The following is a 24821-nucleotide window of genomic DNA, read 5'->3' as shown; positions in this document are numbered from 1 at the left end:
CTGTTCCCCCTCCCAGACGGCGAGGCGGGTCTGTCCCCTGCGGAGTCCACCGCGGCAACCGAGGCCAAACGCCTGATCAGCGTGCTCGGGAACCTGGGCTACGACGGCTTCAGCCTCGCCTGCGTCCCCGCCCTCACCGCCGCAGAAGCGGCCAACCGCCTGAATGGCACACCCGCCGACGCCATCCACGTCGCTGCCATCATGGACGATCCCCTCACACACTTCGATGACAATCCCGGAATCATCGGCCTCACGGACGTACCCGGCGGCTGCGTCGTATTCCAATCGTGGGGTTTCCTCGCATACACCCCCGGCATACTCAAACACCTGTCGGCCGGCACCGTCTGCCACGCGATGTTCGCCAACCCGATGGGCGGCAATCGCGGCGCCGTCGCCCGCGACGGCGTCCTCGAGAATTCGGACACCCACCCGGCGGCGGCGAAATCTACGGCGACGAATCCACCGCCGAAATCCTCGCCACCTACCTCTACCACCACGAGCCCGTAGCTGCCTGCTTCGCCGCCGCAGACCTCCGACCCACAGACGCCCGATCGATCAACCGCCGTCCGGACATCTGGCTGAAACTCCCCGACCGCGACTGGTGGCAGTAACCGCGTCAACCCGCCCGCCGCCTAAAGGCCGCGTTCAAGAACTACGCCTGCTCTGCCGACCCACCAGAGGAATCCGAGAGCCAAATCCCAGCCTCGGTCGGCAGAGCAAAGGGATCTCCAGGGAGGAAGCAACCATAATCCTGCAACGTCATCGGATCCCCGAGCACGACCTGCTGCACTTCTCCCGCAGGCACGAGCCCATCCGGGCGATCCAGGCCACGTGGTCCCAACGTCTCCGAAGCATCCGCCGCCAGCCGACCGTAGCGGTCCAGCAAAATGTGCACCGCGTCGTACACGTCACGAACGTTTTCGGCCGCGCTTTCCTCGCTGACCTCGGGATAGAGATCACGATACGCAGCACGCGCCGCCGCTAGAAACCGCTCCGAATCCGCGATCACCACATCCCTGCGAGTGCGGACGCTGATCGTCATTCCCACCACTGGCACCGTCTGCTCGTCCACCATCCGAAGGTAGCCCACCAGCCAGTCACCATGACGCACCGCACAAAGGCGAGCTTCTACTACCCCGACAGAAAAGAACACCACCGTCAGCCACAATACGGCGGACCGAATTCAGCCCATCCACAGAACCCAACCGAAAGAACTCTCAACGCCGACCGACAAGCGCCTAAAAATCTTGAACTCCACGACAACCACCGCCGACGTCAGGCGTCGTACTTGCGCGGCCTTGACGCAGCGGGTTACGCCTTGGGAGTCGAGCTCGACGCTACCACCCCCAAGGGAGTTCCACTTGCACAATTACCAATTTGAACACCCAAGCCCGCAACAGGCTTATCAAAGATTCCATGGTCCGCAACGCATAGCGGGTTTGATCGGGGCCGCCATCGGCGCATGGGCCCTTTTCAAGATGTCCAGCCCATGGAGTGTCATGCTGTCCTGGCTGATCGTGCCTGGAGCAGTGATCTTCTTCTCCCCCTTTCCCTGGGACACCAAGAAGCAGGGCGCCATCGGCGTCTCAGTAGGGATACTCAGTGCCATAATCGTGCCCTCGCAACTCTTTCAGCCGTTCACCAGCACAGCGGCCGACACCACTTGCGAGCCGGCCCCGGACGAGAGCCGTGAACTCGTCCCCCTCCGACAGCTCGACACCACACGAAGCGCAAAATTTCAAGGCGGAGACCAAGTTCAGGTGACCTCCTACAACCACCTCTGGGTAGGTTTTCTAGGAAGTATGCCCAACTGGTGCAACTACTCCATAGACCTGGACGCTCGCCTCGTAGGACCGGCAGTGGAACTCCGCCCCGGAGTAGGCTGGGGCTACGGCGTTTCGGTCTGCGCCAACATCACGAACGACCGAGGCCACGGCGGCACCTTACAATACGCCTACTACGTAGACCCCGAAAGCGGAGAAACCGGCAGCCAATTCTCCTACGCAAACCTGTTCAACCCCAACACCTTCACCTACAGTCCAGAACAATATCCAGACTTACTGGATAACCAGTGGCACCACTGGCGAGTGATTTTCAGTCGCGGAGTGGCAGAGTTCATCATCGACGACCGCGTGCTCCTGAAAGCACCCCTCATCGGCAGATTCCCACTCCAGCCAAGCTGCAACAATACGGAACTACTCGTCCGAGCCTGGCACTCCACGGTTCAACTGAAGAACGTATGGGTCACACGCCACACAGGCTAGAAACCACTCCCGACAACGACAACCTCACCGAACAAGCGGGTCGCCAACCCACCTCCCCAAGACCGCCGAACGCGCCAACCCACACGCCCGCCGTCTCCAACCACTCAACAACCCCGACCATGACCCCGACGTTCGACCCCGTGCGGCCATACGAACTCGGCAGCACTCTCAATCTCCATGACCATGAACGTCCACACCGAGATCCACGAGGCGGCCCACAACCAGCCCACCAACCCCCTCAATGGTGAGCACCCGAGCAGGCCTTCCCGAATGGAGCCGAAGAGCTGGGCACCGACCAGGAGCTCCCAGGCGAAAACGGCAGCCTTCCTCATGAGTCGTTCTACATTCGCGTCCAGAACTGGCGAGGCGCGTATCCCGAGCGACGGAGCCAGTGCTCGGTATAGACGATTCGATCCGCCTCCACCACAACCAGCGGCCCGGACGGCGGCTCGTCAAGCGCCCGCGAACGCTCCACGTGATCAGACTGCCACCGGAAGGCAGGCCAGTAATGATCAAATCCCGGATCCTCCGCCCGAAGCACCTGAGCGCGCCCGAAGACCTGAGCCCCTCGGCTGCTCGCCTGACCGACCAACGGCGCGAACACCCCGATCGAAACCCTCGGATCCGCCGCCATGTTCCGCATCTTCGGCGATGTCCCGAGAGTAGTGAACATCAGAGCAAAACCGAGGTGGAAGTACCGCACGGGAGTGGCCAACGGACCGTCGGCACCAGACGTGGCCAGAACACACATGTTCTGCGACGACAGGAGATTGAGGATCCGCTCTTCCAGAGATTCCCTGTCCAGCCGCCCGGTGGGAGCGGGACCGGCCAGCCATTCATTGGTAACGGGCATGGCACAGGTTCTCATGGCGATCAGGAACCTGGAGCACCCCCTCCAGAGCTCTACGGAGCGCCCTGGTCGACGCGCGGCACTGCTCCTCAACCGTGCGCGGTGCGAAACGATCAGGCTGTGTGAAGGAACGTTGCCGTACAGCAGGAAAGTACAGCAACCCGCATATTCGATGTGTGCACCCTGGCGACGGATGTCGCCAAGAGTTCGTTCGACATCCAGCGACGGCATGAACAGAGAGTTCAGAATGACCGATAAACGCAGGGTGCGCGCCTACGAATCAACGCTATTTCGTGCTCGTCGAAACAACTCGGCCACGCTCGGCTTCATGGCATAACACGTCGGCTGGCCCTCCCACCAGTAGAACGGGTATCTGCGGCCCGACGCCTGGTGTGAGCGGTAGAGCCCGCTGATGCTACCCGCCACCGAGCGCGGCCCGGAGAAGACGTCGCCGGTGAGCCGGCGGATGTCATCCACACTGAGCTGCTGGCCAGGGTGGTCGATGAGCAGGTCGAAGAAGATCTTCGCCTGGCTCTTGATCGGCTGATAGAAGGCTTGTGCGGCAGCGAGGTCGGTCTCTGGGTCCCACTCCGGGTAGTCGCGGTGGCCATCGAGGCCGGTGTGGTGCTCCCAGAGCGGGTGGTCATCAGACAGCACAAGCGCTCCGTCCAGCTCGGTCGCCGCGAAGCTCAGCCCCATGCCCAGTTGACGGCTCCAACTCAGCACGAGTTGCTCCGCGCGGGTCCGTGACATGCTCAACTCCATGTCAGGCCCGATCGACAGGCGCACCATCTCTGACATCGACGAGCTCCCAACATCAAGGGGTAACAAGATGCTTACATCCCGTGGGTATGGGCGGCAAGTCGCAGACATGAGCAAACCCATCCAGTCGACCTGGTCGGCGCCCTCGCAGTTCTGGTGATTTCGATGCGTGATCGGGCCACCTGCGAAAGTAGCTCGATCATGGGAGGAGCAGCGGTTACGCTTGCCGGCGTCTCGCGCCACTGCTCGCTGCTTTCGGTACTCCCGCGGAACAGCGACGGAACAAGCAGAAGCTTGGAGGCGCCCGTGGCGATGCCGAGGACGGGGCTCACGGCTCATCAGTGTCGATGGCACCGCCTTCCGCTGGCGGATTCGGCACAGGCCCACCTGCCGTCGGGGCAACGGCTGGAAGCCCCTCACCATCTCCATTGAGCGGCCGAGGAGCCGGGACGCGTTCTCGTGGTGTCACTTCCCTGCGCTCGGCCGGACAACAGGCTCGGAGAACGGACGATCGCGGTCCGCCCCATCCTTGTTGCCGGATGTATCCGACAAGCCATCAAACGAGGATGGAACCCCGGCCAACCGGGCCCGGCATTCGCCCACACCGTCAACGAGGACGAGCTCGCCGTGCTCCTGGCCGAACCGCCTCAGTACCTGATCCCCTTCCTCTGGAGCCTGATCCCTGAAGGCGGAGGCATCAAGGACCTCCCTCGATCCGTCGAAATCTGGAGTCGGGACAAGCAGAACACCAGCAGGCACCTTCTGATCCATAGGCAGGGAGCAGATGCCTCGTCGCCGGCGTCCAGAGCTGTTCAGGTAAACCACAGATCACCCGGCTCAACAGAGGCCGCCGAACACCGTACCCAGTCGGCCAGCTCGTCGTACCAGGCATAGAACGTCACGGACCCGGCAACATTGGCGAAGCATGCCTCGACCGCTCGCCGCCCGTGACGAAAACCTGCTCCACGGGCTCCGCCTCGAAGCCCTCAGGAGCGGAGCCGAACGCCATCAGATCGCCCCGCGCCTCCACGTTCACCGTTCCCCCGGTTGAGAATCAGTTCCTCATCCGCGACGAACAGCACAGTCGCGCAAGACTCTCCGACCCTCACCATCCCCGATCACCGACATGATCCCCGCACAAGAGCGACCCTCCGTACTCCAGGCCACCGAAGCGACCCACAAGATTTACGTGCCTGGCGCATCCTCGCGCGACACAAAAGAGTGCCCGCCTGCAAACGCGAGCCAGTCACGATGTCGAGAAGCGTTTCCCCTGCTCAAGCGATAGCCGAAGCATGGCACTGCCCGCTCGTGCGTGCCCACGCTGCTGCTGTACGCCGCCAACGCTGTACAAGCACCAGCGCCACCTCAAGTGACCAGCCCGCTCATCCAGTGGCAAGAGGACCCGTACCGCAGGGTCACGAGTCGGGAAGCCGTATTTCGCTGCTGCACAAGATCGAAAAAGGCCCTCTCGGACGAACCGGGAGGGCCTTTGAGCTGGGAGCCGCCTTGGGGATTCGAACCCCAGACCTCTTCATTACGAGCAAAATCGAACACAGGCTCCCATAGACCTACCTTCAGGCTGGCCTGCTTTCGATCGTCCGCTCAGGTACGCCAGCGTCTGTGATCGACCTTCTCCGTTGTCACTCAGTACGTCACTCACTGACGAGACACAGAGCGGCGCTTCGCGCGCCTCCCAGAGCCGTGCTTCGCACGGAGAGCGCTGCAACATGTTGCAGCACTAGCTCCGTCGGAGACAGAGGAGGCACACCCTGTCTCCGGAAGTGTCCCCGGCGATGGCCGACGTTCTCGCAGTTCAAGTGCCGTTCGGGGACAGCAGGGACAGCGGGGACACTTCCCTGCAGGCCACTCGGCACCTCAACAGGACTGCATCATGGGCCAGTAGGTGGACCGTTAAGCGCGGCATCGCGAAGTCTCTTGATGAGCCCCCCGTCGGCAGAAGCAGGAATCTCTCTGAAACCCGTTGCTGGGTCGTAGTCGATGTCCGCATTCATGGCGATGAGGCAGTCCGCCCAACGCACTGCGCTCTTGAAGTAGGCCACGTCCCCACCCCCTGTCTTCGCAGCGAGGCTAAGAACCCGAATGTGCTTTGCGGGGATCTCGTGGGAGTGCTCTGGGAGCACCTGCCATGGGAAAACATCATCGTGCCTCACGTACGCACGCACACGTTGTAGGCGCCGAAGTGCCCTGTACACCGTGGGACGAGAGGTCCCCAGCGCTTCAGCAATCTCCAACGCCCCGAGCCCGCTCTCACTGAGCCTTAGGACGTCGGCATCGGAGACAGTGCGGGGCCGTCCCATAGTGCAGCAACCTCTTCCTCTTGGCATGCATGCGGCGGCGATACTCGTCGGACTGCGGGTGTCAACCTAGTCGTCCCGCCAAGCCAGGAAAAGATCAGAGATGCATGCTTAGGTTCTGTCCGACGGATCAAGGCGGGCAGAACCTAGTGCCCATGAACGTCACGACACCGAAGACAGGGGGATCACCTCCTGCTCTAGGCCGCCCAACTCCACGAGAAGTTGCTTCGCCAAGGCGAGTCCCAGCCTCTGGAACTCGTCCAGTTGGAGCCAGACGTTGCGTTCGACCATGGCGACTCCCCCATGCGCAGAGGGCTCGAACAAGTCGACTATCACGCCGTACGGCTCACATTCTCCGACGCTATGCACCAACGCGCCTTGCCTCAGCCGTGGACAAGAGGCGAGCGCATCGGGGATGCAGGCGAGACACGTTGGCGGAGCGTTTGTGTACCCGGCTTCCTGCGCACCACCGGGACCGTCGGCTAGAAGCCACCTTGTTCGGCCGCTCAATGGGTCGACGGCGGAACCTCCGCACACCTGGCATAGCAGGTGGAGCATGCACCGACGCTGCCTGAGCGTGTTCACCAGCTTCCACTCGGGACGTCCCGTCCGTGAGAGCCCTTGCCGCGCCCACAAGACGCCGAACATCCAGTCCTGAGGCTGCGTCGGCGTAGGTGAGCCGGAGGCCGGCCGCTTCGTCCGCCCACGCGAACCGCAGGGGGTGAGGCACGGTCTCCCCCGACCAGGCGGTGATGTAGGGGACACGGAGGGCTGTGGTCATGGCGGACCCCACGGAGTTGGTCACCACGCTCTCTTGACGCTATTACGCAATAGCGTAAAGGTGCACAAGGGCTATAGCGACAGAATCATGGGACGGTGCGCGTTGACCCGAACTCATTCACGCCGCTCTACCGGCAGGTGGCCGACCTCCTGCGAGCCCAGATCGAAGCGGGCGAGCTGCGGCCCGGAGACAAGCTCAAGAACGAAGACGCCCTGGCCGAGGAGTTCGGCACGGGCAAGGCCACGATCCGCCAGGCGCTGCGGCTCCTTCGATCAGAAGGGCTCATCGACACGGAGAACCGGCGTGGCAGCACCGTTCGCCAGCCGCCGGAGTTGTCTGTGGTGAGCCTGGAAGAACCGGCGAGGATCACGGCCAGGATGCCGACGGCCAAGGAGCGGACCACCCTGGACCTGCCCGAAGGTGAGCCCGTCCTGGTGGTCACCTACGCGGATGGCCGCACCGAAGTGCTGGCCCGCTCGGCGATAAACGCTGGCCCAGCGCCGAGCGATCAATGACCAGGCGCGGTGCGCTCAGGCGAGAAGGAAGCAGCAGGCAAGCGATGGATGGAGCACGGTCTTGTGTTCGCTTCAACCGTGGGCACGCCGCTGGACTCCCACAATGTCCGACGTGCCTTCCGCGCCGTCATCGCCAAGACCGACCTCGACCCGAAACGGTGGACGCCCCGCGAACTGCGGCATAGCTTCGTGTCCTTGCTCTCTGACCAAGGCATCCCGCTGGAAGAGATATCCCGGCTGGTAGGCCACAGCAGCACGGCAGTGACTGAACTGGTCTACCGGAAGCAGATCCGCCCGGTTCTCCAGGAGGGCGCGGTGGCCATGGATCGGATCTTCAAGACATGAAGCAGGGACGCTTAGTCACTCACTTAGACACTCAGAAGCCCCCCAAGAGACCTTGAGGGGCTTCTGACCTGGAGCCGCCTTCGGGATTCGAACCCGAGACCCCTTCATTACGAGTGAAGTGCTCTGGCCGACTGAGCTAAGGCGGCGTGCCGTACAGCGTGAACGAGTCTACAGGAGCCTGAGGGGTTCTTGCTCCCACCGATCACCCTTTGGACGGACAGATCGTGCCGTCCTTCGGCGGCAGGCCCGTCAGCAGGTACCGGTCGACGGCCTCGTCCACGCAGGGAGAGCCGGTGGAGTAGGCCGTGTGGCCGTCGCCGACGTAGCGGAGGAGCACGCCGGGCTCCAGTTGCTTCGCCAGTGCCTCGGCCCACTTGTACGGCGTGGCCGGGTCGCGTTCGGTGCCGATGACCAGGATGGGAGCGGCTCCCTTGGCGACCAGAGGGCCCGGGATGAAGGTCGGCTTGGCCGGCCAGGAGGCGCAGGGAAGGGAACTCCACATGACATATGGGCCGAACCTGGGCGCCTGGCTCGACGCGTCTCCCGCCGCCTTCGCGAAAGCGCTGGGCTCGGCCGGGTAGGGGCCGTCCAGGCAGTTGACGGCCATGTTGGCTTCGGTCTGGCTCGAATAGGTGCCGTCCTCGTGGCGGCCCATGAGCTGGTCGGCGTTGCGCAGGAGCAGCGTGCCGTCGCCGTCCATGGCCAGCCGGAGGGTTTCGGTCAGTTCCGGCCAGGCGTTGCGGTCGTACAGGGGCGTCAGCACACCGAGCGTGGCCAGCGCCTCGGTGACCTTCCGTCCGCCTTCGCTGGGCAACGGTTGCGCGTCCGCGCGCTTGAGCAGCTCGGACACCTCTTTCAGCGCGCCATCGACCGTACGGCTCCGGAACGGGCAGTCGTCCCTGGTCAGACAATCCGCCGCGTACGCCCGAAGCGCCCCTTCGACCCCCACCGCCTGATCTGCGTTGACCCGCACCCGGGAAGCGGCCGGATCGAGCGCGCCATCGAGCACCAGCGCCCGGACCTTGCCGGGGAACAGATCCGCATACACCGCCCCCAAGAACGTCCCGTACGACTTGCCGAGATAAGTCAGCTTCTGATCGCCCAGGGCCTGGCGCAGCAACTCCAGGTCTCGCGCCGCGTCCACCGTCCCCACGTGCGCCAGCAGCCGCCCTGACCGCGCGGAACACCCCTGCGCGAACCGCCTGCCGCCCTCCGCCAGCGCCTCCTGCTCCTGGACGGAGTCCGGCGAAGCGTCCAGCGCGAGGAACGCGTCGAGCTCGGCATCGTCCAGGCAGTCGATGGGCGCCGATCCTCCGACCCCGCGCGGATCGAATCCGACGATGTCGAACCGCTCACGCACTTCGTCACCGAAGAGCAGGCGAGCGGCCTTGGCGTACTCGACACCGGAGCCGCCCGGGCCGCCGGGGTTGATCACGAGCGAGCTGATCCGGTCGCCCGTCGCGGGCAGGCGGGTCACCGCCAGCTCGATCTGCTCCCCCTGCGGATTGTCATGGTCGAGCGGCACCCGCAGCTTCGCGCACTCGAACCCGCCGTCGCAGTCGGTCCACCCGAGCCTTCCCGCGGACGACGAGGCGCCCTCTCTCGTCTCCGTCGCCCGATCAGTGGCTAATGTCCCGGTGGTCGCTGGTGTCCCTCCTGGCGCCGACTCGCCCGAGGCTCCCGGGGACGTCCCGAACATCGAGGGCCCGTTTGCGGTCACCTCCGCGCAGCCTGCCAGCAGCAACGCCAACATCGCCGTGGCGGTAGCGGCCGCCGTGACTCGTACAGTTCGCCCCCACACGCACCGGATCCTACGCGCCTCTCGACGGCCACCCATCGGCCAAGGTCCCGGCCGTCGTGCCGACGGCCAAGGTCCCGGTCGCCGTGCCGGACCGGGCCGCTGCGAGTACTACTCCTCCTCCATCCCGCCTGCCTGCTCCTCCGAAGCCGGTTCTGAGCCGTACATCTTGTCGTGTTGCTTGCGTGGCGAGCAGACCGACGCCGACGGGCAGGCGCATCGCCGGCCGCCGTCGTCCAGCCGGACCGTGACCGTGTCCGACGGGACGTTGTGGCCGATCACGCTGCCGTCCCCCTGCGGGGTGCTCACCCGGCTGCCGACGCGCGGCATGCGGCTGCGCGACTCGGTGTAGAGCGGGTGCTCGTACTTCAGGCAGCACATCAACCGCCCGCACGCCCCGGCGATGCGTAGTGGGTTGACCGGGAGGTCCTGGTCTTTGGCCATGCGTACCGAGACCGGTTCGAAGTCCTTCAGGAACGTGGCGCAGCACAGGTCACGGCCGCAGGGGCCGATGCCGCCCTGGAGTCTGGCCTCGTCTCGGGGACCGATCTGCCGCAGCTCCACCCTGGCCCGGAGGTTGCGAGCCAGGTCTCGGACGAGAGCGCGGAAGTCGACCCGATGCGGGGCCGAGAAGTAGACCGTGTACACGTTGTCTTTGTCGAGATAGTCGACTCCCACGACCTTCATGGGAAGTGAGTGTCGTTTGATCAGCCGCTTGGACACGCTGCGTGCCTCGGCCCGGCGGCGCTTGTTGGCTTCGTCTCGGGAAAGGTGTTCCTCGGCGGCCGGCCCCTCGCAGACCGGCAGCCCGTCGATGTCTTCGCTCGTATATTGCGGCGCCCACACGCACTCCGCCACCTCGGGTCCCCAGTCGGTCGGTACGAGCACCTTGTCGCCCACCTTGGGGCTGTGCCCGCCGGGATCGAGGTAGTAGAGGCGCCCGTAGCGTGTGAAGCTCACTGCCATGATCATTCCCATGGGCTAGAGCTCGCCTCCTGACGGCCTCGGGGGTACTTACGGCCTTCCGCTGCCACATTACGTGGGCCGGGACGATGAGCGTGAGAGCCCCCGCCACCTCGGCTTCCAGCCATGTCACGACGACGCGCCTCGACGGCGCCGCGAACGACCCGATTCCCACGCGGCCTCCGCCCCGACAGCACTCCGACCGGTGGCCGCAGGGGTGGCGCCGTGGTCGGCCCGGCCCATCTCGGTCACTCCCCTCGGTTTACGTCATGAGCGATCCAGATGGCTCGAGGACCTCGTCAGCGATCGGTCACGCCCCGAAGACCGGCCTCGCCCCCGAAGACCGGCCTCGCCCTCACCTGGAGCAGCCCAGCCGCTCGAGCCTCCGCCGCTAACAGGCGGTGGGGTCTTCGCGGTCCAGACCGAAGAGCATCAGCGGCTCGATCCGCTCGTACATGCACTTCTGGTCGACCACCTCCGCGACGCCGGCCAGCCCGCGCAGTTGCTCGACCACGCTGCCCCGATCGGCCCCCAGTTTGAGGATCAAGCGGAAGGACTGGGGCATATCCGAAACCCGAATGGCCTTCATCAGGCTCGGATTATCGCCGTTGATGCGTTTGAACTTCTCGTACGCCGCCTTCTGGTCCTCGAAGTGCCAGGATTCGACCTCCGGCATTGCGCGGATCTTCGTGGTCAGTGCCTTGATCTGGGCGGTCGTCGGGGCCTGACCGGTTGCTGCTGCCTCTGCCGAGCCGTCCGAGGCGGGCCGTTCCGCCCGGCAGGCAGGCGTGGTGTTCTGGCGTGAGCACAGGAAGGCCGAGATGTTCAGACGTGGCTCGGACATCGAGTCGATCTCCGCCGGATCGATGACTTGAGCCACGCCGGGCAGGCCCTGAAGCTCAGTCATCATGCGCTTCTTGTCGGCGCCGTCATGGATCTTCAGGCGGAACGATTCCGGCAGGTCACCGGCCGAAACCGTGGCCAGCAGAGCCTCGTTGCCAGCGTTGGTGCGCCGGAAGTTCTCATACGCCGTCTGACGATCTTCGAAGACGGCCACCGCAACCTCGGGCATGGACCGGAGCCTGAGTTCGATCGCCTGCTTCTGCTCACTGGTGACGCTCGTACCTTGGCAGAACTTCGAATGGGTGTCCGCTGGTTTCCAGCACAGGAACACGGACAGATCCGCCCGGCTCGGCTCGGGATTTGCCGCCACCACTCGGTCCTCGCCGCCTGACAACCCCAGCGCGAGCGCGGTCGTCGCCCCCGCGATCACCACCGCCGCAGCGGTCAGCAGCCGGACATCCGCCCAGCTGCGGCGGCGCGCCGGCACGCGCAGCGGGCGGATCGTCTCAGGCTCAACCCTGGCCCCCGCCTCGGTCAGCGCATCGCGCAGGCGTTGTTCGATCGGACTGTTCATGAACCCTCCCCAAGTGCTCGGCCGAGGGCGGCCAGCCCTCGCGCGATCGTGGATCTGGCGGTGCCGGCGCTGATCCTCATGGTCTCGGCGATCTCGCGATCGGACAGGTCGAGGTAGTAGCGCAGCGTCAGCGCCTCACGCTGCCTGCGCGGCAACTGCCGCACGGCCAGCAGCACCTCCCGGCGTTCCTCGCTCATCAGCGCGGCACTCTCCGCCGACCAGACCGGCGGGTCGTATGGGACCGCCTTACGAAAGACGGTCGCCCGCCGGCGCAACACCGAACGGCACCCGTTCAGCACGGCGGAGCGCACATAGGCCAGCGCCTTATCGGCATCGCGCAGCCGGGCTCGGCCCGCATGGGTACGCGCGAACGCCTCTTGCACGACGTCTTCGGCGGTCGGTTGGTCTCCCACCATGAGCAGGGCCAGCCGCACCAGGCCCACATGGTGGTCGGCGAAGATCGCCGCGACGTCTACCCGTTGTCGCTCCCGGGTCTCGCTCAAGGAGAGCAGTTCGGCTTCCACATAACAGAGACGTTCGAGCGCCCCGTCTGCTGCTTCCGGCTCCCGACTATTTACCGACCCACGGCCACCCACTGCCAACCGCCCCGTCCTCCACCACGGTTGGCCGGTCCCCCTTGCCCGGCCGATCCCCGGCCGGCCTGCGGATTACAGCGCGACGACGCCTCTGGACCTGCCGACTGTGGTTCCCGGGTGACCGGCTCGCAGGTTCAGCCCACCTACCACAGCAGCCTCTCAGCCCCGACGAACAGCTCAGGACCAACAGCTCAGGACCAGCCTTCACAACCAGCCAAAGCACCACCAGCCCAGACCGCCACACCTCAAGAGCGCAGCGAGAGCATCATCGCCTCCACCGCGATCTGCGGATTCACGTTCGCCTCCAGCCGCTCCCGGCACCGCATGATCGCGTCGATCCGCCGCAACGTCTCTTCCGGCGTGGACCCCCTGGCCAGCTGGTCGAGATCGAACCGCAGATCATCGTTGGCCAGCTCGACCCCGGCCCCGAACTGCATCGCCAGCACGTCCCGATAGAACGCCACCAGCTCCAGCAACGCCGAGTCGAGCGAATCGCGCTTGATCCTGGTCGCCCGCGACTTCTGCCGGTCTTCCAGCTCTTTCAGCGCCCCGGCGCCGCCCCGCACCAGGCCGCGGTTGAGCCCCTTGCCCGTGGAGCCCTCCCCGTACAGCTTCCTGAGCTCGGCGGTCTCGCTCTCGTTGAGCGCGGCCGTGGCCGCGGCCGCCTCCTCCTCGGCGGTCTTGACCAGGCGTTCGGCGGCCGTGATGCACTCGCCGACCCCGCTCAGCGCGCGCGGGATGGCCAGCACGGCCTCGCGGCGGCGGCGGACGTCCTCGTCGAGCGCCAGCGCACGGGCCCTGGCGATGTGGCCCTGCGCGGCGCGGGCGGCGAAGCGGGCGGTCTCGGGCGGCACGTTGTCGCGGGTGGCCAGCACGTGCGCGACCGCCTCCGCGGCGGGCGTGGTCAGGTTGATGACCCGGCAGCGGGACCTGATGGTGATCATCAGGTCGTCGGGGGCCGGCGCGCACAGCAGCCACACGGTGCGCGGCGGCGGCTCCTCGATGGCCTTGAGCAGCGCGTTGGCGGCCGATTCCGTGGCGCGGTCGGCGTCCTCGAACAGGATCACCCGCCACCGCCCCTGGGTGGGCGCACCGGCGGCACGCAGGATGAGCTCGCGGGTCTGCTTGACGCTGTAGGACAGCCCCTGCGGACGTACGGACTCGAGGTCGGGATGCGAGCCGATGAGCACCTGATGGCACTGGTCGCAGTGGCCGCAGCCGGCCGAGGGGCACAGCAGCGCGGCGGCGAACGCGCGCGCGGCCTCCTCGCGGCCCGAGCCGGGCGGCCCGGTGAACAGCCAGGCATGCGTCATGCCCGCGCCGCGCCCGCCCGTGACGACCTCGCCGGCCGCCGCGGCGGCACGCGACAGTACGGCTACGGCCTGGTCCTGCCCGATGAGGTCGTCGAATACAGTCACGGCGTCAAGGCTAGTCGCGGATGGCCGGCATCGTGCCCGTCGCGTCTTCGGACTCCTGGGGCACCGGGTCGGGCAGGATGTCGCGGACCCGGTCCTGGATCTCGCGGGTGATCTCCTGCTGCGTCAGCGTGCCGTCGACCACCAGGTAGCGCTCGGGGGCCGCGGCGGCCAGCGCGCGGAACTCCTTGCGCACCCGCTCGTGGAACTCCAGCGGCTCGGACTCGATGCGGTCGGCGGCCCCGCCCAGCCTGGTCAGCCCCACCGAAGGAGGCGTGTCGATCAGCACGGTCAGGTGCGGCACCAGCCCGCCCGTCGCCCAGGCGTTGATCTTCGATACGTCCGCCGCCTCGAGCGCCCGGCCCGCGCCCTGGTAGGCCAGCGACGAGTCGACGTAGCGGTCGGTGACCACCACCGAGCCCCGGTAGAGCGCGGGCCTGATCACCTTCTCCACGTGCTCGGCCCGGTCGGCGGCGTACAGCAGGGCCTCGGAACGGGCCGACAGCCCGCGTTCCGCGGCGTCGAGCAGGATCGCGCGCAGCCTCATGCCGATCTTGGTCGAGCCGGGCTCGCGGGTCTGCACCACGTCGTAGCCCTGGTCGCGCAGCCAGATGGCCAGCAGCCTCGACTGGGTGGTCTTCCCCGACCCCTCGCCGCCCTCGAAGGCCACGAACAGGCCGGGCACCTGCTCCTCGGCCTCGCGCTGGTAGCTCTCCCCGCGCAGCGCCGCGAACAGGTCGTCGGCCAGCGGGACGCCCTTCCTGTCGTCCATGTGACGCAGCGCCAGGATGCCGACGACCGTGGCCAGCACGCCGCCGACGATCAGCACCAGGTTGGACCCGTCGAACTGGTAGGCCAGCCGCCCCACCTTGAACAGGTGCTCGCCGAACAACGCCGCCAGCGGGTTGGCCACGGCCACCACGAGCAGCAGCGTCACCCTGGCCGTCGACTGCAGGAACGAGAACGTGCGGCCGCGCATCGAGTCCTCGACCTCGAGGCCGATCATCGTGTAGCCGATGATCCAGGCGATGCCGGCGCAGGCGCCGAGCAGCACGGTCAGCATGACCACGATCACCAGGTTGTGGATCAGCGCGATGGCCACCAGCACCGCACCCGCCACGGTGATGGACAGCCCGAACAGCCGCCGCCGCGACAGCTCGCGCAGCAGCCGCAGCCCGAAGAACATGCCCAGTGCCATGCCGACGAAGACGGCGCCGAACACCACGCCGTAGGCCGCGTCGCCGCCGCCGAGCGCGCCCACGTAGATCTTGGCGACACCGACCACCGCGCCACCGGCCGCGAACGCGCCGAGCATGCCGATGATCAGCCCGCGGATCAGCCGGTTGCCGCCCACGAACCGCCAGCCCTCGACGATCTGCTTGAGCACCGACGGCGTCGAGATCGCCCCGTCGCGCCGGGGGATGTCGCGCAAGGTGAAGATCAGGAAGGCGGACACCAGGTAGGCAGCCGCGTTCACGACCAGCGCCAGCCCCGTGGCGTGCGTGCCGGTCAGCATGGGCAGCAGGCTGCTCGCCACGTCGCCCGCGACCGACAGCACCGCGAACAGGAGGGCCGCGACCGGCGCGCTGCCGTACGTGACCAGCAGGTTGAGCTGGTTGGCCGATTCGAGCTGTTCCTTGGGCACCAGGTTGGGCACCGTGGCGTCCTTGGCCGGGACCCAGAACAGGTTGACGCACTCGACCAGGATCGTCGCCACGATGATCCACTGATAGCTGCCCACCAGCGGGATCGACAGGACCACGGCGAACCTGGCCAGGTCGGCGTAGAACATCGTCAGTCGCCGGTCGAAGCGGTCGGCGAACGCGCCCGCCAGCGGCCCGAGCAGGATCGCGGGCAGCATCTTGGCGATGAACACGCCGCCGATGGCCAGCGACTGCACCCGGTAGTCGCCCTTGGTGAGGTTTCCCGCCAGGGCGGTGAGCGCCAGGATGTTCAGCCAGTCGCCGAGACTGCACACCGACATGGCCATCCAGAGCCTGCGAAAAGGCGCATTGGCCAGCACGTGAGCCGGGCGGCGGCGGCCAGGGGCAGTCATGGTTTCAGCGTATCCAGGTGTCGGCAGGCAGTGGGAAGGCAAACGACGAGCCGGATATACCGGGTTGCTCGTCGCTGAGAGTATTACGTCGAAAAGGCACGCGTATGTTACACATCCCGAAAATCACCGGCTCGTCGTACCTGTTCGATCAGCGGCCGCCACGCGGCCCTGACCCAGGACGGCAGCTCGAGCTCGGGCCAGAGCTCGGCCAGGAACGCGCCGTCGACGTGGTCGAGCAGCTCGCGCGGCGCGCCCGCGCACAGCAGCGCCGCGTACGCCCGCCCGCGCTCGCCCCGGTCGGCCAGCCGGTAGCGCCGCCCGCGGAACGCGACGATCCCGAGCGCCTGGCCGACGGGCAATCGCACCAGGACGTCGGGCACGTGGAACGCGACACCGTCGTCGCCCACGTGGCGGGTGAACTCCACCTTCGGTTCGAGCACCAGCCGGAACCCGGCCGCGTCGAGGATGCGGCCGGCGGTCTCGAGCGTGGGCGACTTCCTGCCGTGCTCATAAGCCGACAACGTGGTGCGCGAGGTGCCGCTCACGCTGGCCAGGGCCTGCTGGTTCATGCTGGCCGCGTGTCTGGCCTGCTTGAACAGCAGCCCGCCGCGCCTGGCCCAGAACGCCACGTCGGGCGCGGGCTTCAGCACCGCCCGCCGCAGCACCCCCTCGGCCGAGGAAGAGATCATGGCCACCTCCCGGGTATCCGGATGGATACTACGCCCAGGTGGCTCAAGGTCACCAGCGATTAACGATAAGTCACCTAAGTTCCAAGAGCGTGATTTCCGGCGGCGCGCCCACCCGTACCGGCGGGCCCCAGAAACCGGCGCCGCGCGTGACGTACACCTGCACGCCGTCGCGCGTGGCCAGCCCCGACACCACCGGCTGCTGCAGGCCCACCACCAGGTTGAACGGCACGATCTGACCACCGTGCGTGTGCCCGGACAGCTGCAGGTCGACGCCGTGTTTCGCGGCCTCGGCGACCTGGATCGGCTGGTGCGCGAGCAGCACCGTGGACCGGCTGGTGTCACGCCCGCCGAGCGCCTTGACGAAGTCGGGCCCGTCGCCCGAGGACGTCCCGCCGACGTCGTTCACGCCGGCCAGATCCAGTACGGCGCCCTGGTGCTTGATCTCCACCCGCTCGTTACGCAGTGAGCGGACGCCGAGCCGGTCGAGCTCCTCGATCCACTCGACGGGCCCGCCCGGTGCGAAGTATTCGTGGTTCCCCGTCACGAAATAGGACCCGTAACGCGACTCGAGCCCCCGCAGCGGCCTGGCCAGCGGGCCCAGCTCGGCCACCGAGCCGTCGACCAGGTCGCCGACGATGGCGACTACGTCGGCCTCCAGCCCGTTGATCATCCGGACGATCCGCTCGGTGTGCGCCTTGCCCGTGAGCGGCCCCAGGTGGATGTCGCTGACCACGGCGAACCGCAGCCCGCTGAGCCGGGGGTCGAGCTTGGGCAGCGTCACCTTGACCGGTTCGATCACCGGGTCGCCCAGCGCGGTGCGCATGCCGTACCCGACCGTGCCCAGCGCGGCGACGCCGGCGACGGCCGCCGTGGTGCGCCCGAGGAACAACCGCCTGCTCAGGACCGCGTCCGGAACGCCGGACGTGCCCTCCGCCGCAGCGGGCGCGGCGTCCAGCGACTCGGCGGCCCCACCCCCCGTAGGCCCACCTGCAGGCCCACCACCAGCAGGGACGGCGACCGCCGCGGCCTCAGCCGGAACCGCTGCGACCCCGGCCTCGGCCCGGCGCTCGGACCTGCGCAGGAACGCCACGACCACGGCCCGGGGAATCTCCAGCACGGCCAGGATGACGACCAGGTAGAACATCAGGGCGATCCACACGTACCCCGGCCATGCCAGCCATTTCCCATATTCCAGCCGCGTCCCCAGAAAAGTGGCGACGACCAGCAGGAACAATCCCACCACTCCCCAGGACAGCGACTTACGCAGCCGCCCCCCGGGGAGCGTGGTGGAACGCACCAGCCGGTGCCACACATACAGATGGGCCGCGAGCACCAAACCCACGAAGATCAATACAAAGGCCACACAAATGATGCTACTTACGATTTGGCCGCGGGCTTCTTCGCAGTGGTCGCCTTCGCCGTGGTCGTCTTCGTGTTCGAGGTCTTCTTCGCCGTCGTGGTCTTCTTCGCCGGCGCCTTCCTCGTGGTCTTCTTCGGCGCCGGCGCCCGCTCACGCCGCTCGGCCAGCAGCTCGGCCGCCCGCTCGATCGTGATGTCCTCGACCGTGTCGCCCTTGCGCAGCGACGCGTTCGTCTCGCCGTCGGTCACGTACGGGCCGAACCGCCCTTCCTTGACCACCACGGGCTTCTTCGACTGCGGATCCTCGCCCAGCTCACGCAGCGGCGCGGCGGCGGCCGCCCGCCTGCCGCGCTGCTTCGGCTGCGCGAACAGCTCCTTGGCCTGCTCGATCGTGACCGTGAGCAGGTCCTCCTCGGACGCCAGCGACCGCGAGTCCGTCCCCTTCTTGATGTAAGGACCGAACTTGCCGTTGGCCGCGACGACCTGCTCGCCCTCCAGATCGCCCACCACGCGCGGGATCTGGAGCAGCCGCAACGCGTCGTCGAGCGTGATCGTGTCCAGCGACATCGACTTGAACAGCGAGCTGGTGCGCGGCTTCGGCGCGTCGGCCTTCTTGGTCCGCCGCTTCGGCGCCTCTTCCTCGGCCGGCGGCTCGGGCAGGACTTCGGTCACATAAGGGCCGTACCGCCCGTCCTTGGCCACGATCATGTTGCCGCTCACCGGGTCGCGGCCCAGCTCGCGGTCGCCGGTCGGCCGCGAGAACAGCTCCTCGGCCTTCTCCCCGGTCAGCTCGTCGGGGGTCATGTCCTCGGGCACGTTCACCCGCGCGCCCTCACGATCGAGGTACGGGCCGTACCTGCCGACCCGCAGCACGATGTCCGTGCCCTTGATCGGGAACGAGCTGATCTCCTTGGCGTCGATGTCGCCGAGGTCGGTGACCATCTCCTTCAGGCCCTCGTCGCCGTCGCCGGAACCGTAGTAGAAGCGCTGCAGCTCAGGCACGCGCTCCGCCCGGTCGTTGGCGATGTCGTCGAGCACCTTCTCCATCTCGGCCGTGAAGTCGTAGTCGACCAGGTTGCCGAAATGCTGCTCGAGCAGGTTGACCACGGCGAACGCCAGGAACGACGGCACCAGCGCGGTGCCCTTCTTGAACACGTAGCCGCGGTCCAGGATCGTCCCGATGATCGAGGCGTACGTCGAAGGACGCCCGATCTCCCGATCCTCCAACTCCTTGACCAGCGACGCCTCGGTGTAACGCGCGGGCGGCTTGGTCGAGTGGCCGGCCACGTCGAGCCGCGACACGCTCAGCACGTCGCCCTCGGCCAGGTTCGGCAGCCGCTTCTCCGAGTCGTCGCGGTCGGTCGACGGGTCGTCGGCGCCCTCGACGTAGGCCTTGAGGAACCCGTAGAACGTGATCGTCCGGCCCGAGGCGCTGAACTCGACGTCCTCGCCCGAGGACGACCTGCCGCCCACCTTGACGCTGATCGACTCGCCGACCGCGTCCTTCATCTGGGACGACACGGTGCGCTGCCAGATCAGCTCGTACAGGCGGAACATGTCGCCGTTCAGCCCGGTCTCGCCCGGCGTGCGGAACTCCTCGCCCGACGGCCTGATCGCCTCGTGCGCCTCCTGCGCGCTCTTCACCTTGCTGGAGTAGACGCGCGGCTTGTCCGGCACGTACGCGGCGCCGTACAGCTTGATCGCCTGCGACCGCGCGGCCGCGATGGCGGTCTCCGACAGCGTGATGCTGTCGGTACGCATGTAGGTGATGAAACCCTGCTCGTACAGGCGCTGCGCGACCTGCATCGTGTACTTCGCGGAGAAGCCCAGCTTGCGGCTGGCCTCCTGCTGCAACGTCGTCGTACGGAACGGCGCGTAAGGCTTGCGCGTGTACGGCTTGCGCTCGACCGACTTGACCGCGAACGACGTGCCCTGGAGCCGTCCGGCCAGTTCGGCGGCGGCGGCCTCGGACAGGTGGAGCACGTCGGCGTTCTTGAGCTGCCCGGTGCTGCCGAAGTCGCGGCCCTGGGCCACCCGCTTGCCGTCGACCCCGGTCAGGGTCGCGTTGAAGTCGCGCGGGCGCTCCTCCGCCTTGTTCGTGTCGAACAGCGCCTGCAGGTCCCAGTAGTGGGCGGCGGTGAACGCCATGCGCTCCCGCTCGCGCTCCACCACCAGGCGCGTCGCCACCGACTGCACCCGCCCCGCCGACAGCCTGGGCTTGACCTTCTTCCACAGGACGGGGCTGACCTCGTACCCGTAGAGACGGTCGAGGATGCGCCGGGTCTCCTGCGCGTCGACCAGCCGGAGGTTCAGGTCACGGGGGTTGGAGACCGCGTCGCGGATGGCCTGCGGCGTGATCTCGTGGAAGACCATGCGGTGCACCGGCACCCGCGGCTTGAGCACCTCGCGCAGGTGCCAGGCGATGGCCTCGCCCTCACGGTCCTCGTCAGTGGCCAGGTAGAGTTCGTCGGCGTCTTTCAGCAGCTGCTTCAGCTTGCTGACCTGCGCCTTCTTGTCGGGGTTGACCACGTACAGCGGCTCGAACTCGTGCTCGACGTTCACGCCCAGCCGTGCCCACGGCTTCCCCTTGAACTGCTCGGGGATCTCGTCGGCCTTCTCCGGCAGGTCACGGATGTGGCCGATGCTGGACTCGACGATGTAGCCAGCACCGAGGTATTCCTTGATCGTCTTCGCCTTGGCGGGCGACTCGACGATCACCAGGCGTGTTCCGCCGGTGCTGCCGTTGTTGGCTGGCACGCTGCTTCCCTACCTCACTGTTCGCTTGCAAATCCCCCTACCGGGAGCCGGCACAGATCTGAAAGGTAACCCGACTCGCGGAAATTTCCTTCCCCCGGGGCTACCCACTAGCTTCCGGGTCCACCCACAAGCACGCAGAATAAGGCCCAGCGAGCGGCATGGCGCCCTGACTCACCCTGGAGACTAATCGTTGTGCTCGACTACTCCTACATGGATATCTTCATCCCGCGCGACCTCACTCGTGAAGCAGCACGTCAACTGCTGACCGAACACGCCGAGTACGGACAGTGGGAGCTCGCCCGGGTGCGGCTCCACCCCGACGGCAGCCGCCACGTACGGCTCCGCCGCAAGGTCATGCGGGTCCGCAGCACCCTCACCACGTGACCGAACCCGGACATGCCTGCGTGACCGAACCTGGACATGGCTTTGCCCGCCCCGGGCCGCGCCCCCGGAACGGGCAAAGCATCTCTCGCTGCTGCTCACGGCGGATGAGCAGCAACCGCATCTGGTGTTACGTCCTGCCTGGTGTTACATCCGACCCGATGTTCACTTCTTGCCGAACCGGAACCGGCGGGCGCTCGCGAACAGCGTGGCCGAGGCGGCCAGCATCCCGCCGACGACCAGCGCGAGCAGCGAGCTGGAGTTCATCCCGGTGACGCCCGCGGGCTGAGCGGCGCTCATCAGGCCCAGGCCGCCCACGGGCAGGCTGCCGGCGGCCGAGGTCACGGCGCCGCCGACCGGGGTGGAGGCGACCAGGTCGGTCGCCGGCGCCAGCGGCGAGGACGAGCCGGCCGGGGTCGCGGCGTCGGCCCGGTCAGCGGCAGGCGTCTTGCCCCGCTTGGCGGGCTTGGCCGGAGCGGCGGGCTCGGCCGGGGTCTGCGCCTGGCCGGGCAGACCGGGCAGCGACGGCAGAGCGGGCAGGCCGAGCGTCTGCGACACGTCGCCGACGACGGGCAGCGCGGGCAGGCCACCGCCGCCGGCGCGCATCTGCTGGGTGACGTTGCCGACGTCCTGCAGGCCGCTCAGCGCGGGGACGACGGGGAGCGCCGGCAGCAGGCCGCCGCCGCCCTTGCCCGCCTCGACCTTGCCGCTGCTCTGCGCGAAGCGGTCGAAGGCGTCGCGGGGCTCGTGACCCGGGTCGCCGACGTGCGAGCCGCCGAGGCAACCGGCCGCCGCGTCACCCAGGACGGCCGCGGCGTTGCCGCAGACGTTGACCGGAGCGGTGATCGGCGCGATCACCTGGTTGCCCGCCAGCACCCCGGACCTGCCCGAGGTCAGGTTGCCGCCACCGCCGACGCCGTGGTGCGGCGAGGCGACCGCGCCGCCCTTGCAGTGGGCCTCGGACAGCCCGAGCACCGCGGCGGCGTTGCCGCAGACGTTGACCGGAGCGGTGATCGGGGCCACGAGCTGGTTGCCCGAGCCGACGCCGGACCGCCCGGAGGTGACGTTGCCGCCCGCGCCCCGGCCGCCGTTCTTGACCGAGACGCCGCCGCGGCAGCCGGCGAACGCCTCGCCGAGCACGGCCACCGCGTTGCCGCACACGTTCACCGGCGCGGTGACCGGCGCGACGACCTGGTTGCCGCTCAGCACGCCGGACCGCCCTGACGTGGTGTTGCCGCCCGCGCCCGAGCCGCCGCCGTCGTTCTCGACGGAGGAGCCGCCCGCGCACCCGGCGGGCGCGTTGCCCGCCGCGTTGCCGCAGGCCGTGATCGGCAGGCTGACCGGGGAGATCACCTGGTTGCCGCTGCCGGCGCCGAAACGTCCGTCGGTGTCGTTGCCGTTCGAGCTCGGCGCGGCCATGTAGCCGTGGTCACGCGGCCCGCCGTGGTTGGTGACGGACGATCCGCCCTTGCAGCCGGAGAACGCCTCGCCGAACACCGCCACCGCGTTGCCGCAGATGTTGATCGGCCCGCTGACCGGGGCGATGACCTGGTTGCCGCCGAGCGCGGAGGACCGGCCCGAGGTGCTGTTGCCGCCGGGGCCCGTACCGGTGTTGTGCACCGCCGAGCCGCCCTTGCAGCCCGCGGTGGCGTCGCCGAAGATCGCCAGCGCGTTGCCGCAGGCGTTCAGCGGGGCCGAGACCGGCGCGGTGACCTGGTTGCCGCCGAGCAGGCTGGAGTCGCCCGAGGTACGGTTGCCGCCCGCGCCGCCCCTTCCCGAGTTCTGCACGGTCGCGCCGCCCTTGCAGCCCGCGTCGGAGCTGCCGAACAGCGAGATCGCGTTGCCACAGGCGTTGACCGGGGCGCTGATGGGTGCGTTGACCTGGTTGCCGCCGAGCACGCTCGAGTTGCCCGAGGTCCTGTTCGGTATGCCGCCCTTGCCGGTGTTGACCACCGTCGCGCCGCCCTGGGAGGACGCGTCCGACTCGCCGGCCGCGGCGACGGAGTTGCCGCTGATGTCGATAGGCAGTGAGATCGGCAGGTTGACCTGGTTACCGCCGCCGACCGATGAGTTGCCCGAGGTGTCGGCGAGCGCGGTTCCGCTGCCGAAAGACATGACCGCAACCGCGAGCAGGGCCGCAGGGGTAGATGCCTTCGCCCACGTACGCATGATGAATGCTCCTAGTGGTTCTTAGGGGGATTACCTGACGGTTCGCGGAGATCAGCCGGGTGCGCGGTGCCCGCGCCGCGACAGCGACGCCCGGCACGCAGCGGTGCACTCGGACTCACGAACCAGATGAACTGACGTGTCACCCGCCGGCGGAGAGAATTCGGCCGCAGGAACCTTGCCCGCGCTCTTGCCCGCTCTCCGCTCGGTGAACTGTGTGGCGGGGATCAGTCAGGTGAGAAGGAAGGGTCGTCCGCCGCTGTGCGGACGATGGGAGGAAGCTCGCGCGCCAGGACGGCGCGCCGTGCCTCGAGCCGCGGGTCGAAGACGGACCTCGCGACGTCCCAGAAACCGGACCCGGCGGACGCGCCGCCGTTGCCGCCATTGCCACCGTTGGGCACCAGACCATTGGTGTCCGCGATCTTTCCGGCGGTGGATGGTGCGGGCAGCCCGGGGTCTTGCTGGCTGTTGAGCCCGTCGACCGTGATTCCGGCCATCGCCTCGGCATTCTCGGACGCCGAGGCATGGGCCGCGCCGGTGACGGCTTCGAGTGCGTCCGACCGGACGGCGGCAGGCGCACCGCCGGCTGAGGCATCGGCAAGGGACGCGCCCGAGCCCGGCGCCGCGGTGGCATCCGCGGCCGCCGGAGCGGCGGAAAGCATCCCGAACAGGACGGCGAACAGCCACCCGGCGGCCACCAGGACCCCGGTCACGACTGCCCGCGCGACGAGCCGACGAGCACCGGCCGCGAACCGCGCCATCCGGTCAGCCCGATCCGTGCACGTGCCCTGCGCCGAACCGGCCACGGGCACACGGCGCGCACCGAGGGCCATCGCCCTCAGTCGTTGCGCTGCCGTTCGTGCCACGTGACCTCCCAGCTCCAGAACCGACCTCACCTCGTGAGGTCGGCCCGTGGACTCACCCTCAACGGTCCGTAACCGTAGCACCACCCATGGTCGTCGCAACGGCTTTTCAAGAGACGCCCAGAAATCCCCCACGAGCCCCTGACCACAAAGCCCCCGTACCGCCACAACACACCCGCTGCGGCCCTGGATTCACCCGCGAGCGGCCTATCGTTACCCCACGCGAGACTCACGCCGGCCGGCTCAAGTGGCCTCTCGGGGCGTCCGCGCGGAATCCCGGTATGACGCACCCCGCAGAGTTTGCTAACCTTACGGAGCCGACGCGAGATGACGGTCCCGCGTGCAGGCACCAAGTCCGGGTGGCGGAATAGGCAGACGCGCTAGCTTGAGGTGCTAGTGCCCAGTGATGGGCATGGGGGTTCAAGTCCCCCCTCGGACACCGGGAAAGCCCCGAGAATGTGCAGGTCACAGGCTCGGGGCATTTTCATTTCTGCCTCCAGAACGAGCCGTGATACTCCGCTGATACTTG

20 protein-coding genes, 3 tRNA genes and 1 pseudogene are annotated in these 24821 nt (G+C 67.5%); 6 read left to right on the top strand and 18 right to left on the bottom strand.

Features of this window, described 5'->3' with window-relative positions; all coding sequences use genetic code 11:
- Positions 1 to 507: pseudogene (locus HII36_RS02490) on the top strand (hypothetical protein); the annotation flags it as partial.
- A gap of 145 nt (positions 508 to 652) precedes the next feature.
- On the opposite strand, the gene HII36_RS02485 reads toward HII36_RS02490, so the two are convergent.
- Complete coding sequence (locus tag HII36_RS02485; protein WP_173521361.1) at positions 653 to 1156, bottom strand: hypothetical protein; 504 nt, start codon at positions 1154 to 1156, stop codon at positions 653 to 655.
- A 343-nt stretch (positions 1157 to 1499) separates the two neighbouring features.
- On the opposite strand from HII36_RS02485, the gene HII36_RS02480 reads away from it, so the two are divergent.
- On the top strand, positions 1500 to 2264 hold the full coding sequence (locus tag HII36_RS02480; protein ID WP_217369078.1) for a hypothetical protein: 765 nt from the start codon (positions 1500 to 1502) through the stop codon (positions 2262 to 2264).
- 340 nt (positions 2265 to 2604) lie between these two features.
- On the opposite strand, the gene HII36_RS02475 is transcribed toward HII36_RS02480, so the two are convergent.
- The 5 genes from HII36_RS02475 to HII36_RS57715 form a co-directional block, all read right to left on the bottom strand.
- On the bottom strand, positions 2605 to 3345 hold the full coding sequence (locus HII36_RS02475; RefSeq protein ID WP_217369077.1) for a pyridoxamine 5'-phosphate oxidase family protein: 741 nt from the start codon (positions 3343 to 3345) through the stop codon (positions 2605 to 2607).
- Between the two features lie 42 nt (positions 3346 to 3387).
- Positions 3388 to 3915, bottom strand: coding sequence for a DUF6416 domain-containing protein (locus tag HII36_RS02470; protein WP_217369076.1), 528 nt, complete (start codon positions 3913 to 3915; stop codon positions 3388 to 3390).
- Positions 3916 to 5375: 1460 nt separating this feature from the next.
- A tRNA-OTHER gene (locus tag HII36_RS02465) sits at positions 5376 to 5460 on the bottom strand.
- A gap of 305 nt (positions 5461 to 5765) precedes the next feature.
- On the bottom strand, positions 5766 to 6194 hold the full coding sequence (locus HII36_RS59115) for a helix-turn-helix domain-containing protein (protein ID WP_173521359.1): 429 nt from the start codon (positions 6192 to 6194) through the stop codon (positions 5766 to 5768).
- 159 nt (positions 6195 to 6353) lie between these two features.
- Positions 6354 to 6482: a hypothetical protein gene (locus tag HII36_RS57715; protein WP_268959428.1), complete on the bottom strand. Its 129-nt coding sequence runs from the start codon at positions 6480 to 6482 to the stop codon at positions 6354 to 6356.
- 585 nt (positions 6483 to 7067) lie between these two features.
- Between HII36_RS57715 and HII36_RS02455 the strand changes: the two genes are divergently transcribed.
- Complete coding sequence (locus tag HII36_RS02455; RefSeq protein WP_173521358.1) at positions 7068 to 7487, top strand: GntR family transcriptional regulator; 420 nt, start codon at positions 7068 to 7070, stop codon at positions 7485 to 7487.
- A 9-nt stretch (positions 7488 to 7496) separates the two neighbouring features.
- Complete coding sequence (locus HII36_RS02450; RefSeq protein WP_328807563.1) at positions 7497 to 7832, top strand: tyrosine-type recombinase/integrase; 336 nt, start codon at positions 7497 to 7499, stop codon at positions 7830 to 7832.
- Positions 7833 to 7901: 69 nt separating this feature from the next.
- Here HII36_RS02450 and HII36_RS02445 read toward each other — a convergent pair.
- From HII36_RS02445 to topA, 10 genes are all read right to left on the bottom strand, one after another.
- Positions 7902 to 7978: transfer RNA gene (locus HII36_RS02445), tRNA-Thr, on the bottom strand.
- Between the two features lie 56 nt (positions 7979 to 8034).
- Positions 8035 to 9357 (bottom strand): alpha/beta hydrolase, encoded by a 1323-nt coding sequence (locus HII36_RS02440; protein WP_328807562.1) that lies wholly within the window; start codon positions 9355 to 9357, stop codon positions 8035 to 8037.
- A gap of 384 nt (positions 9358 to 9741) precedes the next feature.
- The gene (locus HII36_RS02435; RefSeq protein ID WP_173521356.1) at positions 9742 to 10602 is read right to left on the bottom strand and encodes a PSP1 domain-containing protein; all 861 of its coding nucleotides are present in this window, start codon (positions 10600 to 10602) and stop codon (positions 9742 to 9744) included.
- 382 nt (positions 10603 to 10984) lie between these two features.
- Positions 10985 to 12010 (bottom strand): permease-like cell division protein FtsX, encoded by a 1026-nt coding sequence (locus HII36_RS02430; RefSeq protein WP_173521355.1) that lies wholly within the window; start codon positions 12008 to 12010, stop codon positions 10985 to 10987.
- Positions 12007 to 12534: a SigE family RNA polymerase sigma factor gene (locus tag HII36_RS02425; RefSeq protein WP_328807561.1), complete on the bottom strand. Its 528-nt coding sequence runs from the start codon at positions 12532 to 12534 to the stop codon at positions 12007 to 12009. Before HII36_RS02425 ends, HII36_RS02430 begins: the two co-directional genes overlap by 4 nt.
- A 317-nt stretch (positions 12535 to 12851) precedes the next feature.
- Positions 12852 to 14024 (bottom strand): DNA polymerase III subunit delta', encoded by a 1173-nt coding sequence (locus tag HII36_RS02420; protein ID WP_173521354.1) that lies wholly within the window; start codon positions 14022 to 14024, stop codon positions 12852 to 12854.
- A 10-nt stretch (positions 14025 to 14034) separates the two neighbouring features.
- Positions 14035 to 16077 carry a dTMP kinase gene (gene tmk / locus HII36_RS02415; RefSeq protein WP_173521353.1) on the bottom strand — a complete coding sequence of 681 codons (2043 nt, stop codon included), beginning with the start codon at positions 16075 to 16077 and terminating at the stop codon, positions 14035 to 14037.
- Between the two features lie 107 nt (positions 16078 to 16184).
- A complete protein-coding gene (locus tag HII36_RS02410) occupies positions 16185 to 16766 on the bottom strand; it encodes a helix-turn-helix transcriptional regulator (RefSeq protein WP_173521352.1) in 582 nt (193 codons plus the stop codon).
- Between the two features lie 70 nt (positions 16767 to 16836).
- The gene (locus HII36_RS02405; protein ID WP_328807560.1) at positions 16837 to 18108 is read right to left on the bottom strand and encodes a metallophosphoesterase; all 1272 of its coding nucleotides are present in this window, start codon (positions 18106 to 18108) and stop codon (positions 16837 to 16839) included.
- Positions 18109 to 18143: 35 nt separating this feature from the next.
- A complete protein-coding gene (topA, locus tag HII36_RS02400; protein ID WP_173521351.1) occupies positions 18144 to 20882 on the bottom strand; it encodes a type I DNA topoisomerase in 2739 nt (912 codons plus the stop codon).
- Positions 20883 to 21074: 192 nt separating this feature from the next.
- On the opposite strand from topA, the gene HII36_RS02395 reads away from it, so the two are divergent.
- Positions 21075 to 21266 carry a DUF5703 family protein gene (locus HII36_RS02395; RefSeq protein WP_173521350.1) on the top strand — a complete coding sequence of 64 codons (192 nt, stop codon included), beginning with the start codon at positions 21075 to 21077 and terminating at the stop codon, positions 21264 to 21266.
- Between the two features lie 162 nt (positions 21267 to 21428).
- On the opposite strand, the gene HII36_RS02390 is transcribed toward HII36_RS02395, so the two are convergent.
- Together HII36_RS02390 and HII36_RS02385 are read right to left on the bottom strand one after the other, a co-directional pair.
- Positions 21429 to 23378, bottom strand: coding sequence for a chaplin family protein (locus HII36_RS02390; RefSeq protein ID WP_173521349.1), 1950 nt, complete (start codon positions 23376 to 23378; stop codon positions 21429 to 21431).
- Positions 23379 to 23656: 278 nt separating this feature from the next.
- Complete coding sequence (locus HII36_RS02385; protein WP_173521348.1) at positions 23657 to 24190, bottom strand: hypothetical protein; 534 nt, start codon at positions 24188 to 24190, stop codon at positions 23657 to 23659.
- Positions 24191 to 24645: 455 nt separating this feature from the next.
- Here HII36_RS02385 and HII36_RS02380 point away from each other — a divergent pair.
- Positions 24646 to 24731, top strand: a tRNA-Leu gene (locus tag HII36_RS02380).
- Positions 24732 to 24821 lie beyond the last annotated feature (90 nt).

The organism is Nonomuraea antri (assembly GCF_013283785.1).
GTDB lineage: Bacteria > Actinomycetota > Actinomycetes > Streptosporangiales > Streptosporangiaceae > Nonomuraea > Nonomuraea antri.
The sequence above is the reverse complement of the archived record's forward strand: the minus strand, read 5'-3'. Positions and strand labels throughout refer to the sequence as shown.

Excerpts from the sequence above, each read along its gene's own strand:
- HII36_RS02410 (WP_173521352.1), bottom strand. The coding sequence starts at position 16,766 with ATGATCTCTTCCTCGGCCGAGGGGGTGCTGCGGCGGGCGGTGCTGAAG.
- HII36_RS02475 (WP_217369077.1), bottom strand. The coding sequence starts at position 3,345 with ATGCCGTCGCTGGATGTCGAACGAACTCTTGGCGACATCCGTCGCCAG.
- HII36_RS02480 (WP_217369078.1), top strand. The coding sequence starts at position 1,500 with ATGCTGTCCTGGCTGATCGTGCCTGGAGCAGTGATCTTCTTCTCCCCC.
- HII36_RS02385 (WP_173521348.1), bottom strand. The coding sequence starts at position 24,190 with ATGGCGCGGTTCGCGGCCGGTGCTCGTCGGCTCGTCGCGCGGGCAGTC.
- HII36_RS02470 (WP_217369076.1), bottom strand. The coding sequence starts at position 3,915 with ATGTCAGAGATGGTGCGCCTGTCGATCGGGCCTGACATGGAGTTGAGC.
- HII36_RS02390 (WP_173521349.1), bottom strand. The coding sequence starts at position 23,378 with ATGTCTTTCGGCAGCGGAACCGCGCTCGCCGACACCTCGGGCAACTCA.
- tmk (WP_173521353.1), bottom strand. The coding sequence starts at position 16,077 with ATGACTGCCCCTGGCCGCCGCCGCCCGGCTCACGTGCTGGCCAATGCG.
- HII36_RS02430 (WP_173521355.1), bottom strand. The coding sequence starts at position 12,010 with ATGAACAGTCCGATCGAACAACGCCTGCGCGATGCGCTGACCGAGGCG.
- HII36_RS59115 (WP_173521359.1), bottom strand. The coding sequence starts at position 6,194 with ATGGGACGGCCCCGCACTGTCTCCGATGCCGACGTCCTAAGGCTCAGT.
- HII36_RS57715 (WP_268959428.1), bottom strand. The coding sequence starts at position 6,482 with ATGGTCGAACGCAACGTCTGGCTCCAACTGGACGAGTTCCAGAGGCTG.
- HII36_RS02435 (WP_173521356.1), bottom strand. The coding sequence starts at position 10,602 with ATGATCATGGCAGTGAGCTTCACACGCTACGGGCGCCTCTACTACCTC.